This is a genomic window from Streptomyces sp. NPDC056738 (genome assembly GCF_042790435.1).
In the GTDB taxonomy this organism is placed as follows: domain Bacteria; phylum Actinomycetota; class Actinomycetes; order Streptomycetales; family Streptomycetaceae; genus Streptomyces.
In genome coordinates this window covers 134,809-152,412 of the sequence record NZ_JBHTZF010000017.1, presented here as the reverse complement: position 1 = coordinate 152,412, position 17,604 = coordinate 134,809, and the positions used below count along the sequence as shown (strand labels likewise).

The following is a 17,604-nucleotide window of genomic DNA, read 5'->3' as shown; positions in this document are numbered from 1 at the left end:
GAGTTCTCAAGGAACGGACGCTTCCTTTGTACTCACCCTCTCGGGCTTTCCTCCGGGCGCTTCCCTTCGGTCTTGCGTTTCCGACTCTATCAGACTCTTTCGGGTCCGACTCCCAGTCAGCGGGTTTGTCTGCCGGCCTTTCAGCGCTTTCGCGTTTCGCGGCCTTTCGACATTCACTACGTTAGCGGATTCCCTCGGCGACTCATAATCGAGTTCCGCGGGTTCGAATTCAGACGTGCAGGCACGCCGAATAAGCCCCCGCTGCGGGGAAGTCGTAGGTAGTGGGTTGGCCGCTCTCGGCTGCTGGCTGAACGCCGTAACCGGTTCAAGCGGCTCGGGCTACATTACGGATCCCCAAGAGGCGCGTCAAGTTGAGCGGCGGCGGGGCGCATGCGCTCTATAAGGACTCACCGTGGGGTCGTCGGCGATCCAGAAACGCCATGGGTGGACGCCCCCGTCGCCGGAGACTCCGGTGCGTGGACCGTTGCGTACCTGGTCGGAAGGGACGGGCGTCCCCGTCAGCAGCGTCAGGGGCGAACCCTCGGGACCGCAGGCGTCCGCTCCGTCGAGCGACCGGTCCACCCCGAGAGCCGTCGCCAGGCGGGCCGGCCCTTTGGCCAGTTCCTTGTCGTATCGGGCCGAGAGTCGACGTTTACGGGCGAGATCGGCGCCCTCGGTGACCTCGCCGGCCCGGAGCAGCACTCCGCTGGGTCTGCCCACCGGGCCGCACACCAGATTCATGCAGTGCCACATGCCGTAGGTGAAGTAGACGTACACATGACCGGGCGGGCCGAACATCACGCCGTTGCGGGCCGTGCGGCCGCGGTAGGCGTGCGAGCCGGGGTCGTTCGGGCCGTCGTAGGCCTCGACCTCCGTGAGGCGCAGCTCGATCGGGCCGTCCGGGGTGACCCGTACCAGGAGGCGTCCGAGCAGGTCGGGGGCGACGTCCAGGACGGGCCGGTCGAAGAAGTCGCGCGTCAGGGGCGTACGGTCAGGGGCCGCGATCATGGCGTACGAGCGTAGTCCCTCCCCCCTCACCGGTGTGGTGGGGTCCGGAGCCGTTCGGCGGAGTCCGGACGGATGCGTGTCGGCGGGGTGGTCAGCGGTCCTCTCCCTTGTAAGGGTGAGGGCGCGGAACCGGTCGGGGCCGGATCGCGTTTGTAGGGATCAAAGGATCCAGACAGGCAGAGGACGAACAGGCATTGCCTGGGGAGGAAGTGACGACATGGGGTTCAAGCGGCTGCTTGCGAGCCTGGGGGCCGGTGGGGCTTCGGTCGAGACGGTGCTGACCGAGGCCAACACCGTTCCGGGCGGCGTCGTCCAGGGCGAGGTGCGGATCCAGGGCGGGTCGGTCGATCAGGCGATCGAGGGTCTGTCGGTCGGCCTTCAGGCCAAGGTCGAGGTCGAGGGCCACGACGACCAGGAGTACAAGCAGAACATCGAGTTCACGAAGCTGCGGCTCGGCGGGGCCTTCCAGCTCCAGGCCGGAGCCGTGCACACGGTTCCGTTCGGCCTGGAGATCCCGTGGGAGACGCCGATCACGATGATCGACGGGCAGAGCCTGCGCGGGATGAACATCGGTGTCACCACCGAACTGCAGATCGCCCGTGCCATCGACCCGGGCGACCTCGACCCGGTCAACGTGCACCCGCTGCCGGCGCAGAAGGCGATTCTCGACGCCTTCATCCAGCTCGGCTTCCGCTTCAAGAACGCGGACATGGAGAAGGGCCACATCCGCAACACGCGTCAGCGGCTGCCGTTCTACCAGGAGATCGAGTTCTACCCGCCGTCGCAGTACCGCGGCCTGAACCAGGTCGAGCTGAGCTTCGTCGCGGACGACCGCGCGATGGACGTCGTCCTGGAGATGGACAAGAAGCCGGGCCTCTTCAGCGAGGGCAGCGACTCCTTCCGCTCCTTCCAGGTGGGTCTGCACGACTTCCACGGCACCGACTGGGCCGGATACCTGAACCAGTGGCTGTCGGAGGTCGGCAGCAAGCGGAGCTGGTTCTAGGCTCGGAGAACGGATTCCCCGTTCAGGAGGTATTGACGTGACCGAGCTCAAGAGGGCGCCGCTTCCGCACGACTTCCATCCGCCGGTGCCGGCGTTCACGCTCACCAGCGAGGACGTCGAGCCGGGCGCGGTGCTGAAGGACGCGCAGGTCTACGCGGCCGGGAACACCTCGCCGCAACTGAGCTGGGAAGGCTTCCCGCCGGAGACGAAGAGCTTCGCCGTGACGTGCTTCGATCCCGACGCCCCGACGGGGAGCGGGTTCTGGCACTGGGTGCTGTTCGACATCCCGGTCTCGGTGACGGAGCTGCCGACGGGCGCGGGCAGCGGCAAGTTCGAGGGTCTTCCCGACGGTGCCGTCCAGGTGCGCAACGACTACGGGTCGCGTGACTTCGGTGGTGCCGCGCCGCCGGCCGGGGATCCCGCGCACCGGTACGTGTTCACGGTGTACGCCGTGGACCAGGAGAAGCTCGGTCCCGACGCGGACGTGTCGCCCGCCGTGGTGGGCTTCAATCTGCGGTTCCACACGCTGGCGCGCGCCCAGTTGATCGGCGAATACGCCAATCCCGCCGCAGACTGACGTTCACCGAACGTTTGCCCGCCTCTGGTCATGGAAGTGATCAGGGGCGGGCATTTTTTATTGCGTTGTCCATCTCGGCGTGCCCGGCCAGAGTTGATCCCAGCCCGCCGCAGGTGGGCGGGTGCGCAATAGGAGGTGGGCTGGATGCGGGACACGCTGGTACTGAACGCGAGCTTTGAGCCACTGTCGACGGTGACGCTGAACCGAGCCGTCGTTCTCGTGCTGACGGACAAGGCCGTCGTCGAGCAGGCCCACCCCGAACTGCGCATGCGCGGTGCCGCGCTGGACATACCCGTGCCCCGGGTGATCCGGCTCTGCCGTTACGTCCGGGTGCCGTTCCGAAGACAAGCTCCGTGGTCGAGGCGGGGTGTGCTGGTCCGTGACCGGCACCGGTGCGCCTACTGCGGTCGCCGGGCCACGACCGTGGACCACGTGGTACCGCGGGCGCAGGGTGGTCAGGACTCCTGGCTGAACACCGTGGCCTCCTGCGCCGAGGACAATCACCGCAAGGCCGACCGTACGCCGGAGCAGGCGCAGATGCCGTTGCTGCGGCAGCCGTTCGAGCCGACGCCCGCGGACGCCATGCTGCTGGCGCTCGGTCAGGACGACTTCGACGCGCTGCCGGAGTGGCTGGCCCAGCCGGCCGCGTAGCCCGTACGACGTCGGGCCGCGTAGCCCGTACGACATGACGATGGGGCCCCTTCCCGAGGGAGGGGGCCCCATGGTCGTACGGTCGTGGGTGTCAGTCCGTGATGGACGGCTTCTCGCGGCGCTCCGAGCCGCCGCCGGAGCCGCCCGAGGACCCTCCGTTGCCCGAACCGCCGCCCAGGCCACCGAAGTTGCCCATGGCCCCGCTGAGGCCCTTGAGGGCGTCGCCGATCTCGCTGGGCACGATCCAGAGCTTGTTGGCGTCGCCCTCGGCGATCTTCGGGAGCATCTGGAGGTACTGGTAGGAGAGGAGCTTCTGGTCCGGGTCCCCGGCGTGGATGGCCTCGAAGACCGTACGGACGGCCTGGGCCTCGCCCTCCGCGCGCAGCGCGGCCGCCTTGGCCTCACCTTCGGCGCGCAGGATCGCGGACTGCTTCTCACCTTCCGCGGTGAGGATCTGGGACTGGCGGATGCCCTCCGCGGTGAGGATCGCGGCGCGCTTGTCACGGTCGGCGCGCATCTGCTTCTCCATCGAGTCCTGGATGGAGGTGGGCGGTTCGATCGCCTTCAGCTCGACGCGGTTGACGCGGATGCCCCACTTGCCGGTGGCCTCGTCGAGGACTCCGCGCAGGGCCGCGTTGATCTCCTCGCGGGAGGTGAGGGTCCGCTCCAGGTCCATGCCGCCGATGATGTTGCGCAGCGTGGTGACGGTGAGCTGCTCGATCGCCTGGATGTAGCTGGCGACCTCGTACGTCGCGGCCCGTGCGTCGGTGACCTGGTAGTAGATGACGGTGTCGATGTTGACGACCAGGTTGTCCTGGGTGATCACCGGCTGCGGCGGGAACGGCACGACCTGTTCACGCAGGTCGATGCGGTTGCGGATCGAGTCTATGAACGGGACGACGATGTTGAGTCCGGCGTTCAGGGTGCGCGTGTAGCGCCCGAACCGTTCGACGATGGCCGCGCTGGCCTGCGGGATGACCTGGATGGTCTTGATCAGGGCGATGAAGACCAACACCACCAGAATGATCAGGACGATGATGATCGGTTCCATCGATGCTCCCCGTACCCTTCTCCACTCGGCAATTGCGAAAGATCTTATGGGTGTTGAAGATCTTGCTGGACGAGTCTGACAGAACGTCGTCTGCCACGTGGGGCGTTCGGTTCACTTGCGTTGTACGAGGTCACATCACGATCGCCGTGGCTCCGTCGATGTCCACGACATCGACTTCCTGGCCCACCTCGTAGGCCTGGGCGCCGTCGAGGGCACGCGCGGACCAGATCTCTCCGCCGAGCTTGACACGGCCGGCGCCCGAACCGTCCACGCGCTCCAGGACGATGGCCTGTTTGCCCTTCAACGCCTCGATCCCGGTGGCGAGTTCGGGGCGCTGGGCGCGGTGCCGGGTCGCGATGGGGCGTACGACGGCGATGAGCGCGACCGACACGACGACGAACACGAGTGTCTGGACGACGACACCGCCGCCGAGGCCGGCGGCGACCGCGCCGGCCACGGCGCCGACGGAGAGCATGCCGAACTCCGGCATCGCGGTCACCACGAGCGGGATGCCGAGTCCGGCCGCACCGATCAGCCACCACACCCATGCGTTGATGTCGTCCACATGGTCATGGTAGGACCGCGGCCCCCCGGCGGACAGAGCGCACGATCACGTCGGGTACGCCGGTTGAGGGGTGCGCGGGTGCGCGGGCGGGGCGGTTCAGCCCATCGGCAGGCCCTGCGCGGTCCAGCGCTCGCCGACCTGCTCGACGACGAGGGGGAGGCCGAAGCACAGGGAGAGGTTGCGCGAGGTGAGTTCGAGTTCCAGCGGTCCGGCGGCGAGCACCTTGCCCTGGCGGATCATCAGGACGTGGGTGAAGCCGGGGGCGATCTCCTCGACGTGGTGCGTGACCATGATCATGGAGGGCGCGATCGGGTCGCGGGCGAGCCGGCCGAGGCGGCGCACGAGGTCCTCGCGTCCGCCGAGGTCGAGGCCGGCGGCGGGCTCGTCGAGGAGCAGCAGCTCGGGGTCGGTCATCAGGGCGCGGGCGATCAGGGTGCGCTTGCGCTCGCCCTCGGAGAGGGTGCCGAACCTGCGCTCCAGGTAGTCGCTCATGCCGAGGCGGTCGAGGAAGGCGCGGGCGCGCTGCTCGTCGATGTCCTCGTAGTCCTCGTGCCAGCCGGCGGTCATGCCGTACGCGGCGGTGAGGACCGTCTGGAGGACCGTCTGGCGCTTGGGGAGCTTCTCCGCCATCGCGATGCCGGCGATGCCGATGCGCGGGCGCAGCTCGAAGACGTCGACCTTGCCGAGGGTCTCACCGAGGATCGTGGCGGTGCCCGCACTGGGGAAAAGGTAGCTGGAGGCGACGTTCAGGAGGGTTGTCTTCCCGGCGCCGTTGGGGCCGAGGATGACCCAGCGCTCCCCCTCCTTGACCGACCAGGAGACCTGGTCCACCAGAGCCCGGCCCTCGCGGACCACGGATACGTCCACCAGTTCCAGTACATCGCTCATGAGCGCGTTGTCTCCCATTGCAGTCTCGGCCGTCGCTTGCGTCTGTGGACGAAGCCCCCAGGGAAAACCTACGCCACCGGTCGGCCGCACCGACCCATCGGCCGGTCCTTAGGGTGGGAGCATGCTCTCCGAACCACGCTCAGGACGGCTGGCCGCATGGGGAAATGCCCTATTGGCCGGACTTGTTTCGCCGGACGACGCCGTGCTCGCCGTCGTCGGTGACGACGCGGTGCACCGCGTCGAGGGGTTGCCCGGCGAGTCGGGGCCCGTCGGGCTCACACTCGCTCTCGGCCGGCTGCGCAGACTCGGGGTGACCGGGCTGCGGGTCGCGCTGCCCGCGCCGGGGCATCCGCTGGGGCTCAGCGGGCCGCCCGAGTTCAACGCGCGCGCCCTCGACGCCGAGGAGGCCGTGGTCTGCCACGGTGCGGCGCTGGGGCTCGTGCCCGAGGTGTACGAGGCCGGGCCCGCGGGCGATGTCCATGTCGAGGTCGTCTGGCACTGTCTGGCCGTGCGTGAGGCGCCGCCCGCCGATGTGCCCTCGCTCGGGGAGGCCGAGCGGGAGCTGGCGGAGGCGCTCCGTGACGCGACGGAGGTGCTGGCGCGGCTGGACGTGGCCGGGTCGGGGCCGGTCGCGGCGGCGGCGATCGACGCGTACCGGGCTCGGGCGGAGCGGGGGCGCGAGGTGCTGGCGCCCGGGTATCCGCCGCGCGCCGTCCGGGTGCTGGAGCTTGCCCAGCGGGTCGGGATGCTGATCTCGGTGGCGTCCGAGAGCGGGCACGGGGGCGCGGTGAGCGCGTCGGAGATGGGGGCGCGGGCGGAGGCGCTGCGGCCGGTGGAACGGACGGCTCGGCGGGCTCAGGTGGCCGCGTACAACGCGTTCGTGGAGGAGCGGGAGCGGGGCTCGCGCTGAGCTCGGAGCGGTTCGGGTCCGGTGGGTGGGTCGGGTTCGGGTCCGGTGGGTGGGTCGGGGCCGCGCCGGTACATCAGCCCGTCGCTGTTGGGTGAGGAGTGACCGTCGGTGGCGACGGCCATTGATGTACCGCCACGGCCCCGACGGCGCGCTCCCGGCTGCGGGTGCGTGATCCAGACGCTTCCAACCCCGGCAGGCCAGAGCTTTCAGCCCGGCCGGCCAAAGCTCTTAGCTCCGGTCGGCGAAGTTTCAGCCCCTCCGGCGATTGAGGAGCGGGGTCTGGGGCGGAGCCCCAAGGTGGGACGGGTAGGGGCGGAGGGGGCGAAGGAGGTTGTGCTCGGGCCCTCCGGCCTTGGGTGCGTTGTAGTGGGCGGGCTGCGCCGGGGGCCTATGCGGAAGGGCCCCGCGAAACGTTTCCGTTCGTGGGGCCCTTCACTGCGGGGTGGCTCAGCCGTTGACGCCCGTGTTGCCGAACGTCGGGTTCAGGAGGCCGACGAGGTTGGCGGTGTTGCCCACGAGGTTGACGGGGACGTGGACGGGGACCTGGCCGACGTTGCCCGAGACGGCGCCCGGCGAGTTCGCGGCCGCACCCTCGGCACCCGAGTCGGCGACAGCGGCACCCGCACCGGCGCCCGCGGCGATACCGGCGACGGTCACGGCCAGGGCGGCCTTCTTGGCGATGTTCATGAAAACTGTTCCTCCTGCGTTCACGGATCCGACCCTGCCGCGGGTCGTACGCTGAGAAACGCCGCCGGGTCGGGGACGGCACGGGCAGGCCGTACCGAATGCCCCGTCCGGTTCAGTCCGCGGATGAGCCGACAAGCCGACCGGCCCTCCAGGGGTCCCTGGAAGGCCGGTGGACACGGTCGCCACGACGCGGAACGTCAGCGGTTGAGGCCGAGGTTGCCGAAGGCCGGGTTCAGGGCGCCGATGACGTTCACGCTGTTGCCGACCACGTTCACCGGTACGTCGACCGGGGCCTGGACGAGGTTGCCGGAGACCACACCCGGGGAGCCCACGGCCTTGCCGGACGCCGAAGCGCCGTCCGCCGCCGAGGCCATGCCCGCGCCGGCGGCAACCAGACCGCCGGCCACCATCGCGACAGCCGTGAACTTCTTCAGGTTCTTCACTTGCGAAACCCCTCCTCGCGAACACCGCGGCGGACCGCCGCGGCGCACTGGAGAACGGCCGGGTTCCACGGAGGATGCGCCATCCGGGTGACATACACCCGACGGTATGAATCTCATCCCGGAGCGGCACCCTCCGAGTTGACGGTCAGTCCGTGATCCCGTGCCGTACGGCCCAGAGCGCGGCTTGGGTGCGGTCGGCGACGTCGAGCTTCATCAGGATGTTCGAGACGTGGGTCTTCACCGTCTTCTCGGAGAGGACCAGGGCGCGGGCGATCTCCCGGTTGGAGCGGCCGTCCGCGATCAGGCCGAGCACCTCCCGCTCCCGTTCGGTGAGCGAAACACCTCTCCCCTGGCCAGAGTTGACTTCTTCCTGGGACAACAGGGCGTTCGCGACCTCGGGTTGCAGGACGACGTGCCCCGCGTGGACCGAGCGGATGGCTCCGGCCAGGGCGTCGGGATCGACGTCCTTGTACACGTACCCGGCGGCGCCCGCGCGCAGGGCCGGCACCACCGTGCGCTGCTCGGTGAAGCTGGTGACGATCAGCACCCGCGCGGGGTTGGCGAGTTCGCGGAGTCTGCGCAGCGCGTCGACGCCGTCCATCTCCGGCATCTTGACGTCCATGAGGACGACGTCCGGTTTCAACTCCTCGGCGCGGGCGACGCCTTCGGCTCCGTCGGAGGCCTCTCCGACGACCTCGATGTCGTCCTGCACCTCGAGGAAGGTGCGCAGCCCCCGGCGGACGACCTGATGGTCGTCGACGAGCAGCACCTTGATTGCGTCAGCCACCAGGAACCTCCATCTCGATCACGGTGCCCTTCCCGGGCGCCGATTCCACGGTGAGTGTGCCGCCGACCCCGCTCGCCCGGTCCCGCATGGACACCAGGCCGAGATGGCGGCCGGCGCTGCGTATCGCGGTGGGGTCGAAGCCGCCGCCGTCGTCGCGGACGTGCAGGACGGCGCCGGGGCCGCGCCGGTCCAGGGTGACGTCGACGCGGGCGGCGCCTGAGTGCCGCAGCGCGTTGTGCAGGGCCTCCTGGGAGACCCTGAGCACGGCCTCCTCCTGGGAGGCCGGCAGGGCTCGTACACCGTGGCTGGAGAAGGTCACGTGCGCGGAGTGGGCGCGGTCGAGGACCTGGATCTGGGTGCGCAGGGTGGCGACGAGTCCGTCCTCGTCCAGGGCCGCGGGGCGCAACTCGACGACGGCGGCGCGCAGTTCCTCGGTGGCCTCCGCGGCGAGCGCGGCCACGTGCTGGAGTTCGCCCTTGGCGCGGGAGGGGTCGCGGTCGACGAGGGTGGCGGCGGCCTGCGCGGTCAGGCGCAGGGAGAACAGCTTCTGGCTGACGGCGTCGTGCAGTTCGTGCGCGAGCCGGGAGCGCTCCTCGGCGATGGTGAGTTCGCGGCTGCGTTCGTAGAGCCGGGCGTTGGTCAGGGCGATCGCCGCGTGCTGGGCGAGGATGGTGAGGAGTTCCTCGTCGTCCTCGGTGAAGCCGCAGCGGCCGTCCGGCTCGGGGCACGGCGGTGCCCCTTCGGGCCGCATCTTGTTCGCCAGGAAGAGCGCGCCGATGATCTCGTCGCCGTCCCGGATGGGCAGGCCCAGGAAGTCGGACATGTCGGGGTGGGCAGCGGGCCAGCCCTCGAAGCGGGGGTCCTTGCGCACGTCGGCCAGGCGCTCGGGGCGGGCCTCGCGGAGCATCGCGGCGAGGATGCCGTGCTGGCGCGGGAGCGGTCCGATGGCCTTCCACTGCGCGTCGCTGACCCCGTCGACGACGAACTGGGCGAAGCCGCCGTGGTCGTCGGGCACGCCCAGGGCCGCGTACTGCGCGTCGAGCAGTTCGCGGGCCGAAGCGACGATCGTCTTGAGGACGTCGCGCACTTCGAGATGCCTGCTCATGGCCAGCAGCGCGGAGCTCACCGCGTACAGGCCCGACCGGGGTCCGTGACTCATGACCCCAAACTACCGGCGGGGTGTGACAGCGCGTATCGGCCGCCGGCCTGGTCCACCGGGCCATTGGGCCTAGGACGAAGGGCCCCTGATCATTGCGGCCCGCGCACGAGGCGCCCGGGCGGGCGGCGTTCCTACGGTGAGGGCAGCCGCCGGGAAGGCGGTCCGAGCGAGGGGACGGTTGTCATGCCGGTAGCGATCATCACAGGGGCCTCGAAGGGACTGGGGAGGGCGCTCGGCGCGGCTCTGGCCGGGCGCGGCTGGGATCTGGTGCTCGACGCCAGGACGGCGGGGGTGCTGGAGGAGACCGCGCGGGCGCTCTCCGTGTACGGGACGCGGGTGGAGGCGCTGCCCGGGGACGTGACGGACGCCGGGCACCGTGCGGAGCTGGTGGCGGCCGCCCGGAAGCTGGGCGGGGTCGATCTGCTGGTGAACAACGCGAGCGCGCTGGGCGCGGAGCCGCTGGTGCGGCTGGAGGAGCTGGATCCGCAGGGGCTGCGGCGGGCCCTGGAGGTCAATGTGGTCGCCGCGCTGGGCCTGGTCCAGGAGGCGCTGCCGCTGTTGCGGGCGGCGGGGGCGGGAGCGGTCGTGGGTGTCAGCTCGGACGCGGCGGTGCAGGCGTACGGGACGTGGGGCGGTTACGGGGCCTCGAAGGCCGCGCTGGACCAGCTCTCGGCGGTGCTCGGCGAGGAGGAGCCCGGTCTGCGGGTGTGGGCGGTGGATCCGGGGGACATGGCCACGGACCTCTATACGGCGGCCGTACCGGACGACGACGATCCGCGGCCGGCGCCGGAGCGTGTGGTCCCGGCCTTCCTGCGGCTGCTCGACGAGCGGCCGGCCAGTGGGCGCTACACGGCTTCGGATCTGCTGGAGGAGCGGTGACGACGGTGACGGGGCTCTCCCGGGCCGGGCGCGGCCGGGAGTGGGGAAGCGTTCCGGAGGAGTTGTCGGCGCGGGTGCCCGCGGAGCAGCGCGGTCCCGGCCGGGACCGGGATTCCGTACGGCTGCTGGTGTCGCGCGGTACCGAGGTGTCGCATCACGCGTTCGTGGAGCTGCCCCGGTTGCTGAAGGCGGGGGATCTGCTGATCGTCAACACCTCGGCCACCCTGGCGGCGGCCGTGGACGGGCGGATCGGGCACGCGCGCGTGGTGGTGCACTTCTCCACGCGCGGTGACGACGGGCGGTGGGCGGTCGAGCTGCGGGATCCGGACGGCCGCGGCACTACGCGCGCGCGGGCGGGCGGCCCCGCGGGAACAGTGGTGTGCCTGCCCGGGGACGTGCATCTCGTGCTGGAGGAGCCGCTGACCGCGCGGGGGCGGCGGCTGTGGTGGGGTCAGGTGCCGGACGTGGACGTGCCGGCGCTGCTGCGGCGGTACGGGCGGCCCATCCGCTACTCCTACACGGACCGGGACCAGCCGTTGTCCGTGTACCAGACGGTCTTCGCGCTGCCGTCGGACGACGGGGCGGGGAGCGCCGAGATGCCGAGCGCGGCGCGTCCCTTCACCTCGCGTCTGGTGGCGGAGCTGGTGAGCCGGGGGGTGCAGTTCGCGCCGGTCACCCTGCACACGGGGGTCGCCTCGGCGGAGTCGCACGAGCCGCCGTATCCGGAGCGGTACGAGGTTCCGGCGGTGTCGGCCCGGCTGATCAACGCCGCGCGGGCCGGTGGGGGCCGGATCGTCGCGGTCGGTACGACGGCGGTGCGGGCCGTGGAGTCCGCGACCGGTGAGGACGGGCTGGTGCGGGCGGCGAAGGGGTGGACCGGTCTCGTGGTGACTCCGGAGCGGGGGGTGCGGGCCGTGGACGGGCTGCTGACCGGGCTGCACGAGCCGGAGGCCTCGCACCTGCTGATGCTGGAGGCGATCGCGGGAGGGGCGGCGATCGACCGTGCCTACGCCGAGGCGCTGCGGGGGCGCTACCTCTGGCACGAGTTCGGGGACGTGCACCTCATCCTCCCCGGGAACAGTCCTCACTCTGAGCATTGCGCCCGCAACTCCACGTCAGAATGATCGAGGACCGCTGTGAGCCCGCGCATAGGGTCCAGGTCACGTACGAAGGCGCATAGGAGATAAAAGGGACAAGGTGACCAGGGAAGACGTGCCAGTCTGCCCCGATTTGCCCCATCTGCGTCCACTACCCGGCTTCGTAGGTCACACCTTTGCCAGGGCATTTTGCGACCGCTAAGAATTGCTCATGTCGCTCAGCGCCTCGGGTTCTCCCCCGGGGCGTTTGTTCCGGAAACACAGTCCCCGACCGGGACGCCGAGCGACCTCCGCGCTATTCGAAGAGGTCTATCAGTCATGCTCAAGAACATTGCCGCTCGTGGTCGTAGTCCGAAGCTGACGAAGCTCCACAAGTACTCCGTCGCCGGTGTGGCCACCCTCGGTGCCGCCACCCTCGCGTTCTCCCTGGCGCCCGGCGGCTCGCACACCACCACGGACGACGCCGCCGCCTCCACGGCGCCCGTCGCCTACAGCGGAAAGCAGATCCAGGGCGTCGAGTCCGGCGTGGCCGGCACGAGCGCCGCCGATCTGAAGGCCAAGACGATCGAGGCCAAGCACAAGGCGGCGGACTCCGCGGCCGCGGCGAAGAAGAAGGCCGCCGCGGCGGCCGCAGCGAAGAAGAAGGCGGCCGCCGAGGCCGCCGCGAAGAAGGCAGCCGCGAAGAAGGCCGCCGCCGACCGTGCCAAGGCCGCCGCCGCGAGCCGCTCTACGCAGCGGATCAAGATGCAGCCGGTCGCCGCGAAGACGTACGCCAACAACCTCGACGGCTGGATCCGCGAGTCCCTCGACATCATGAAGTCGAAGGGCATCCCCGGCTCCTACCACGGTCTGCACAAGAACATCATGCGTGAGTCCTCGGGCAACCCGATGGCCATCAACGACTGGGACATCAACGCCATCAACGGCATCCCGTCGAAGGGCCTGCTCCAGGTCATCCCGCCGACGTTCAAGGCGTACCACGTGGCCGGCACCTCGTGGAACATCTACGACCCGGTCGCCAACATCACCGCCGCCTGCAACTACGCCGCCGACAAGTACGGTTCCATGGACAACGTGAACAGCGCGTACTGAGGGGCTCAGCGCGGAGCTCCCACACAGACGCCGAAGGGCGGCACCCCGGTCGGGGGTGCCGCCCTCGCGTCGTTCCCGGGCGTCTACTTGCGCATGACCTCGGGCTCGTGGCGGCGCAGGAAGCGGGCCACGAAGAAGCCGCAGGCGACACCGAGGACGATCAGCGCGATCATGTCCACGGTCCAGGCTCCGGCGGTGTGGTCCCACAGCGGGTCCGTGCTCGTCGGGTCGTCCTGGTTCGGGAAGATGTTGTTCAGGTCCAGCGTGGCCCCGGACGCGGCGACCGCCCAGCGGGCCGGCATCAGGTACGAGAACTGGTTGACGCCCACCGTGCCGTTCAGGATGAACAGGCAGCCCGTGAAGACCACCTGGACGATCGCGAACATGACCAGCAGCGGCATCGTCTTCTCCGCGGTCTTCACCAGGGAGGAGATGATCAGGCCGAACATCATCGACACGAAGCCCAGCGCCATGATCGGCAGGGTGAGCTCGACCTTGGGCAGGCTCTTGAGGATCAGGCCCTCCGCCGGCACCTCGCGGCTGCCGAACCCGATGGCACCCACCAGCGCGCCCTGCAGCATCGTGATCACACCGAGGACGATCACCTTCGACATCAGGTACGCCGAGCGGGACAGACCCGTCGCACGCTCCCGCTCGTAGATCACCCGTTCCTTGATCAGCTCACGGACCGAGTTGGCGGCGCCCGCGAAGCACGCGCCGACCGCGAGGATCAGCAGCACGGTGGTGGCGGTGCCGTTCGCCACATGGGCGCCCGACGGCAGGATCTTGTCGTTGACCAGCAGCGTCTTGCCGTGGTCGATGAGCAGGCTGACCGAGCCCAGGACCGCGGGCAGGATCACCGTCAGCGCCAGGAAGCCCTTGTCCGACGCGATCACCGAGACGTAGCGGCGCATCAGCGTCATGAGCTGGGAGCCCCAGCTCTGCGGCTTCGGCGGCTTCATCGCCTGCGCGGGCGGCATCTGCGTCGACTGCGGAGCCACCGCGTCGATGTCCGCGGCGTACATCTGGTAGTGCTGCGAGCCCTTCCAGCGGCCCGCCCAGTCGTAGTCGCGGTAGTTCTCGAACGCGGAGAACACGTCGGCCCAGGTCTCGTAGCCGAAGAAGTTCAGCGCCTCCTCCGGCGGACCGAAGTAGGCGACGGCACCGCCGGGCGCCATCACCAGGAGCTTGTCGCAGATCGCGAGTTCCGCCACGGAGTGCGTGACGACGAGGACCGTACGGCCGTCGTCGGCGAGGCCGCGCAGGAGCTGCATGACATCGCGGTCCATGCCCGGGTCGAGGCCGGAGGTCGGCTCGTCCAGGAAGATCAGCGACGGCTTGGTGAGCAGCTCCAGAGCCACCGAGACACGCTTGCGCTGGCCACCGGAGAGAGAGGTGACCTTCTTCTCCTTGTGGATGTCCAGCTTCAGCTCGCGCAGCACCTCGTCTATGCGCGCGTCGCGCTCCTCGCCCGTGGTGTCGGCGGGGAAGCGCAGCTTGGCCGCGTACTTGAGGGCCTTCTTGACGGTCAGTTCCTTGTGCAGGATGTCGTCCTGCGGGACCAGACCGATGCGCTGGCGCAGCTCGGCGAACTGCTTGTACAGGTTCCGGTTGTCGTAGAGGACGTCACCCTGGTTGGCGGGGCGGTAGCCCGTGAGCGCCTTCAGGAGCGTCGACTTGCCCGAACCCGACGGGCCGATGACCGCGACGAGCGACTTCTCGGGGACGCCGAAGGAGACGTCCTTGAGGATCTGCTTGCCGCCGTCGACGGTGACCGTCAGATGGCGGGCCGAGAAGGAGACCTCACCGGTGTCGACGAACTCCTCGAGCCGGTCGCCCACCAGCCGGAACGTCGAGTGGCCGACGCCGACGATGTCGTTCGGGCCGAGCAGCGCGGAGCCGCCCTTGGCGATCGGCATACCGTTGACGTACGTGCCGTTGTGCGAGCCGAGGTCGCGGATCTCGAAGCGGCCGTCCGGCGTCGCGTGGAACTCGGCGTGGTGGCGCGAGACCTGGAGGTCGGAGACCACCAGCTCGTTCTCCAGCGCACGACCGATCCGCATCACGCGGCCCAGCGAGAACTGGTGGAACGTCGTCGGGCTGCGGTCGCCGTAGACCGGCGGCGCCCCCGCGCCTCCGCCGGGTCCCTGCTGCTGCGGAATGCCTCCCGAGTGCTGCGCGTTCTGCGGGGCCTGCGACCCCTGCGGCGTCGGCTGCTGAGCCCAGCCGGGGCCGGCGCCCTGCGCCGCGAACGGCTGCTGCGCCACCGGGGCCGCGGCACCGGACACGCTCAGCCGCGGACCGTCGGTCGCGTTGCCGAGGTGCACGGCCGAGCCGGGACCGATCTCCAACTGGTGGATCCGCTGCCCCTGTACGAACGTGCCGTTGGTGCTCCCGTGGTCGTCGATGACCCAACTGCGGCCGTTCCAGCTGATCGTGGCGTGGCGCCAGGAGACCCTGGCGTCCTCGAGCACGATGTCCCCCTGCGGATCACGTCCGAGGGTGTGAGGCCTGGACGCGTCGAGCGTCCAGGTCCGTCCATTCAATTCCAGTACGAGTTCCGGCACTCCAGCCCCACTGAGTTGTCCCCCGAGTTACCCCCATCACAGGGAGTCTAGGGATGTCGAACATCGTGGGGAACTATTTCAGTTCAGGCCCCCTGACCGAAAGTCGGACCCTGTGAACGTTGGTGGCGGACGGGTTGCCCGTATCCGTTGACGGGGTTGAAACCGGCCCGGAGAGTGGTAATCCCACACGAGGGGGACATACGCGGGATCACCGCGTCGCTGATCGGGGGGTCTGGCGATGAGCATGGGGACCACGCATCACGGCGGGAGCGGCGGGCGGACGCCGTGGGGAGACGTGCTGCTGTCCGCGATCGCCTCCGTGAGCTGGGCGTTGATCGGGATGGCGGGCACCGCCGCGCTCGGTCTGCATCTGCTCGGGGCGGACGCGGCGGCCTCCCTCGGCCCGATGACCGCCGCCATGGTGGCCCTCGGAGCGGGCGGCGCGGTGACGCCCTCCGGCAACGTCTCCGCCTTCGGGCTGAAGGGCGCGCAGGCGCACACCGCCATCCAGATCACGCCGCTCGGCGTCGGGCTCGTCGGTGCGCTGCTGCTGTCGTGGTTCTTCCTGCGTTCCCTGCGCGGGGCGGGAGTCGGCGTCACACCGGCCGAACTCCTCGCGCGGGCGGGCTCGGTGGTCGCCCTGTTCGTGGCGTCCCTGGGCGGGCTCGCCTGGGCCGGGCACGACGTCATCACCATCGACGGTGACAAGCTCGGGCTCGACAAGGCCGTGGGTGGGGGCGGTGGCAGGGGCGGCGGGCTCGGGTCCATCACCGACAAGCTGCCCGGCGGCTTCGGGGACCTCGGGGATCTCGGCGGTCTGCTGCCCGGAAAGATCGGTGACCTCGTGAAGGCGAAGGCCGCCGTGGGGTTCTCCGTCGACACCGCGCCGACCCTGCTCGGCGGAGCCGCGTGGGCGGCCGCGGTCCTGCTCATCGCGCTGCTGGCCTCCCGGCGTACGCCGTTGCCGCGCGGCTGGGACGCCGTGCACCGTGTGGTGCGGCCGGCCGTCTCCTCGCTCGTCGCCGTCCTGCTGGTCGCCGTCCTCGCCGGGCTGGCGGCGGCCGCGTACGCGGCGATCGGCGACGACCATCCGAAGCGGATCGCGGGAGCCGCGCTGCTCGGCGCGCCCAACGGGGTGTGGCTCGCCATTCCCCTCGGGCTCTTCGTCCCCTGGGACGGGAAGGCCACCGGCGAGCTCGCCAAGCTGCTGCCCGACCCCCTCGACAAGCTCCTCAGCGCCGACGCGTCCCGGCCCGTCACCCTCGGGCGACTCGCCGAACTCGACGGGCGCGTATGGCTGTTGGCGCTCGCGGCCGCTCTGATGATGCTGTACGCGGGCGTTCTGACGGCTGCGCGTACGCCATTCGTACGGGCCGTCGGTGCGGCGGCGGGGGGAACCCCGGGGGGCCCGGATGTACGGGGGGACGGTCCTCTGCGGTTCGCCGGGCGGTGCGCACTTCGGCTGGGGGTCGTGACGGCGCTGGCGCTGCCGCTGCTCGCGTGGCTGACGGAGGTGTCGGTGGACGCGTCCCTGTCCGTGTTCGGGTTCGACGCGTTCGGGGCGGGGGTCGAGCTGCGGGGGCGGCTGGGGGTGGCGTTGATCCTCGGGGCTCTCTGGGGGGCGGGGGCTGGGGGTGTGGGGGCGTTGTTGGCCTGGGTTTGTGGGGCTGTGGGGCGGGGGCCTGTTCCTGGGCCTGGGCCTGGGCCTGGGGTGGTGTCGGAGGTCGAAGGGGCTTCGGTGGAGGGGGTGGGTGGCGGTGGTGGGGAGGCCGGGCCTTATCGGCCTCGGGGGTCCTATCGGGCGCCGAATCCTGACACCAATCCGTATCTGAAGGTGCCGGAGGAGTTGCGGGAGCCGGAGGATCGGAGGGCGGGGGACGTGTACGGGGCGCCCACGATGGTGGGGCCGATCGGGCCGTCCTCGAAGCGGAGGCCGGACGGGCCGCCGCCGCTGCCTCCTCCCCCGCCGCCGGTGCCGCCTTCGCCGGACGGGAGGCCTCCGGGGCCGCGACGCTGACGGCGTGCGCCGGGGCCCTGCCTGGTGCTGGTCGCCGGTCCTGGCCGGTGGGGGGTCGGGGCCGCGCCGGTACATCCGCCCGCATCCGAACGGATCCCAGCGGGGTTTCCAGGTGCGGGCAGCTTCCGATCCGTCCGGCCTGCGGGCATCTGATGTACCGGCACGTCCCCTCCCGCGCGCTGCCGACTGCGGGTGCGAGATCCAGAGGGTCACGACCCCTGTC

Annotated in this window: 17 protein-coding genes; 8 read left to right on the top strand and 9 right to left on the bottom strand. The window is 70.3% G+C overall.

The genetic code is table 11. The features are described from left to right. Nucleotides 1-366 precede the first annotated feature (366 nt). Nucleotides 367-1,008, bottom strand: a complete 642-nt coding sequence (locus tag ACFRIC_RS35400; RefSeq protein WP_382794756.1) for a DNA-3-methyladenine glycosylase — start codon at nt 1,006-1,008, stop codon at nt 367-369. A 217-nt stretch (nt 1,009-1,225) separates the two neighbouring features. Between ACFRIC_RS35400 and ACFRIC_RS35395 the strand changes: the two genes are divergently transcribed. From ACFRIC_RS35395 to ACFRIC_RS35385, 3 genes are all read left to right on the top strand, one after another. Continuing rightward, nucleotides 1,226-2,011, top strand: coding sequence for a sporulation protein (locus tag ACFRIC_RS35395; protein ID WP_382794753.1), 786 nt, complete (start codon nt 1,226-1,228; stop codon nt 2,009-2,011). Between the two features lie 37 nt (nt 2,012-2,048). Next, nucleotides 2,049-2,588: a YbhB/YbcL family Raf kinase inhibitor-like protein gene (locus ACFRIC_RS35390; protein WP_382794750.1), complete on the top strand. Its 540-nt coding sequence runs from the start codon at nt 2,049-2,051 to the stop codon at nt 2,586-2,588. 144 nt (nt 2,589-2,732) lie between these two features. Next, the gene (locus ACFRIC_RS35385) at nt 2,733-3,239 is read left to right on the top strand and encodes an HNH endonuclease (RefSeq protein ID WP_326788617.1); all 507 of its coding nucleotides are present in this window, start codon (nt 2,733-2,735) and stop codon (nt 3,237-3,239) included. Between the two features lie 91 nt (nt 3,240-3,330). Here ACFRIC_RS35385 and ACFRIC_RS35380 read toward each other — a convergent pair whose 3' ends face one another. The 3 genes from ACFRIC_RS35380 to ACFRIC_RS35370 all read right to left on the bottom strand — a co-directional run bounded on the left by ACFRIC_RS35380 (nt 3,331) and on the right by ACFRIC_RS35370 (nt 5,743). Next, on the bottom strand, nt 3,331-4,290 hold the full coding sequence (locus tag ACFRIC_RS35380) for an SPFH domain-containing protein (RefSeq protein ID WP_339128503.1): 960 nt from the start codon (nt 4,288-4,290) through the stop codon (nt 3,331-3,333). Nucleotides 4,291-4,420: 130 nt separating this feature from the next. Then, nucleotides 4,421-4,855 carry an NfeD family protein gene (locus tag ACFRIC_RS35375; protein ID WP_382794745.1) on the bottom strand — a complete coding sequence of 145 codons (435 nt, stop codon included), beginning with the start codon at nt 4,853-4,855 and terminating at the stop codon, nt 4,421-4,423. Nucleotides 4,856-4,951: 96 nt separating this feature from the next. Next, nucleotides 4,952-5,743 carry an ABC transporter ATP-binding protein gene (locus ACFRIC_RS35370; RefSeq protein ID WP_382794742.1) on the bottom strand — a complete coding sequence of 264 codons (792 nt, stop codon included), beginning with the start codon at nt 5,741-5,743 and terminating at the stop codon, nt 4,952-4,954. 121 nt (nt 5,744-5,864) lie between these two features. Here ACFRIC_RS35370 and ACFRIC_RS35365 point away from each other — a divergent pair, with 121 nt between their 5' ends. After that, nucleotides 5,865-6,653 (top strand): hypothetical protein, encoded by a 789-nt coding sequence (locus tag ACFRIC_RS35365; protein WP_382794739.1) that lies wholly within the window; start codon nt 5,865-5,867, stop codon nt 6,651-6,653. 447 nt (nt 6,654-7,100) lie between these two features. Here the strand turns inward: ACFRIC_RS35365 and ACFRIC_RS35360 are convergent, their stop codons facing one another. The 4 genes from ACFRIC_RS35360 to ACFRIC_RS35345 form a co-directional block, all read right to left on the bottom strand. Continuing rightward, the gene (locus ACFRIC_RS35360) at nt 7,101-7,340 is read right to left on the bottom strand and encodes a chaplin (RefSeq protein ID WP_382794737.1); all 240 of its coding nucleotides are present in this window, start codon (nt 7,338-7,340) and stop codon (nt 7,101-7,103) included. A gap of 197 nt (nt 7,341-7,537) precedes the next feature. Continuing rightward, nucleotides 7,538-7,783 (bottom strand): chaplin, encoded by a 246-nt coding sequence (locus ACFRIC_RS35355; protein WP_382794734.1) that lies wholly within the window; start codon nt 7,781-7,783, stop codon nt 7,538-7,540. Nucleotides 7,784-7,928: 145 nt separating this feature from the next. Further along, a complete protein-coding gene (locus tag ACFRIC_RS35350; protein ID WP_382794732.1) occupies nt 7,929-8,570 on the bottom strand; it encodes a response regulator in 642 nt (213 codons plus the stop codon). After that, nucleotides 8,563-9,729, bottom strand: a complete 1,167-nt coding sequence (locus tag ACFRIC_RS35345; RefSeq protein WP_382794729.1) for a GAF domain-containing sensor histidine kinase — start codon at nt 9,727-9,729, stop codon at nt 8,563-8,565. Before ACFRIC_RS35345 ends, ACFRIC_RS35350 begins: the two co-directional genes overlap by 8 nt. A 183-nt stretch (nt 9,730-9,912) precedes the next feature. Between ACFRIC_RS35345 and ACFRIC_RS35340 the strand changes: the two genes are divergently transcribed. The 3 genes from ACFRIC_RS35340 (at nt 9,913) to ACFRIC_RS35330 (ending at nt 12,797) form a co-directional block, all read left to right on the top strand. Continuing rightward, a complete protein-coding gene (locus ACFRIC_RS35340; RefSeq protein WP_382794726.1) occupies nt 9,913-10,608 on the top strand; it encodes an SDR family NAD(P)-dependent oxidoreductase in 696 nt (231 codons plus the stop codon). After that, nucleotides 10,605-11,732 (top strand): S-adenosylmethionine:tRNA ribosyltransferase-isomerase, encoded by a 1,128-nt coding sequence (locus ACFRIC_RS35335; RefSeq protein WP_382794724.1) that lies wholly within the window; start codon nt 10,605-10,607, stop codon nt 11,730-11,732. The genes ACFRIC_RS35340 and ACFRIC_RS35335 overlap by 4 nt, the downstream gene beginning before the upstream one ends. Nucleotides 11,733-12,023: 291 nt before the next feature. Next, nucleotides 12,024-12,797: a transglycosylase SLT domain-containing protein gene (locus tag ACFRIC_RS35330; protein WP_382794721.1), complete on the top strand. Its 774-nt coding sequence runs from the start codon at nt 12,024-12,026 to the stop codon at nt 12,795-12,797. 83 nt (nt 12,798-12,880) lie between these two features. Here the strand turns inward: ACFRIC_RS35330 and ACFRIC_RS35325 are convergent, their stop codons facing one another. Next, nucleotides 12,881-15,364, bottom strand: a complete 2,484-nt coding sequence (locus ACFRIC_RS35325; RefSeq protein ID WP_382794718.1) for an FHA domain-containing protein — start codon at nt 15,362-15,364, stop codon at nt 12,881-12,883. 238 nt (nt 15,365-15,602) lie between these two features. On the opposite strand from ACFRIC_RS35325, the gene ACFRIC_RS35320 reads away from it, so the two are divergent. Continuing rightward, a complete protein-coding gene (locus ACFRIC_RS35320) occupies nt 15,603-17,381 on the top strand; it encodes a streptophobe family protein (protein ID WP_382794715.1) in 1,779 nt (592 codons plus the stop codon). Nucleotides 17,382-17,604 lie beyond the last annotated feature (223 nt).

What these genes read in the sequence shown, in the direction of transcription:
- ACFRIC_RS35400 (WP_382794756.1), bottom strand. Translation starts at nt 1,008, where the DNA reads ATGATCGCGGCCCCTGACCGTACGCCCCTGACGCGCGACTTCTTCGAC.
- ACFRIC_RS35395 (WP_382794753.1), top strand. Translation starts at nt 1,226, where the DNA reads ATGGGGTTCAAGCGGCTGCTTGCGAGCCTGGGGGCCGGTGGGGCTTCG.
- ACFRIC_RS35385 (WP_326788617.1), top strand. Translation starts at nt 2,733, where the DNA reads ATGCGGGACACGCTGGTACTGAACGCGAGCTTTGAGCCACTGTCGACG.
- ACFRIC_RS35380 (WP_339128503.1), bottom strand. Translation starts at nt 4,290, where the DNA reads ATGGAACCGATCATCATCGTCCTGATCATTCTGGTGGTGTTGGTCTTC.
- ACFRIC_RS35370 (WP_382794742.1), bottom strand. Translation starts at nt 5,743, where the DNA reads ATGAGCGATGTACTGGAACTGGTGGACGTATCCGTGGTCCGCGAGGGC.
- ACFRIC_RS35365 (WP_382794739.1), top strand. Translation starts at nt 5,865, where the DNA reads ATGCTCTCCGAACCACGCTCAGGACGGCTGGCCGCATGGGGAAATGCC.
- ACFRIC_RS35360 (WP_382794737.1), bottom strand. Translation starts at nt 7,340, where the DNA reads ATGAACATCGCCAAGAAGGCCGCCCTGGCCGTGACCGTCGCCGGTATC.
- ACFRIC_RS35345 (WP_382794729.1), bottom strand. Translation starts at nt 9,729, where the DNA reads ATGAGTCACGGACCCCGGTCGGGCCTGTACGCGGTGAGCTCCGCGCTG.
- ACFRIC_RS35340 (WP_382794726.1), top strand. Translation starts at nt 9,913, where the DNA reads ATGCCGGTAGCGATCATCACAGGGGCCTCGAAGGGACTGGGGAGGGCG.
- ACFRIC_RS35330 (WP_382794721.1), top strand. Translation starts at nt 12,024, where the DNA reads ATGCTCAAGAACATTGCCGCTCGTGGTCGTAGTCCGAAGCTGACGAAG.
- ACFRIC_RS35320 (WP_382794715.1), top strand. Translation starts at nt 15,603, where the DNA reads ATGAGCATGGGGACCACGCATCACGGCGGGAGCGGCGGGCGGACGCCG.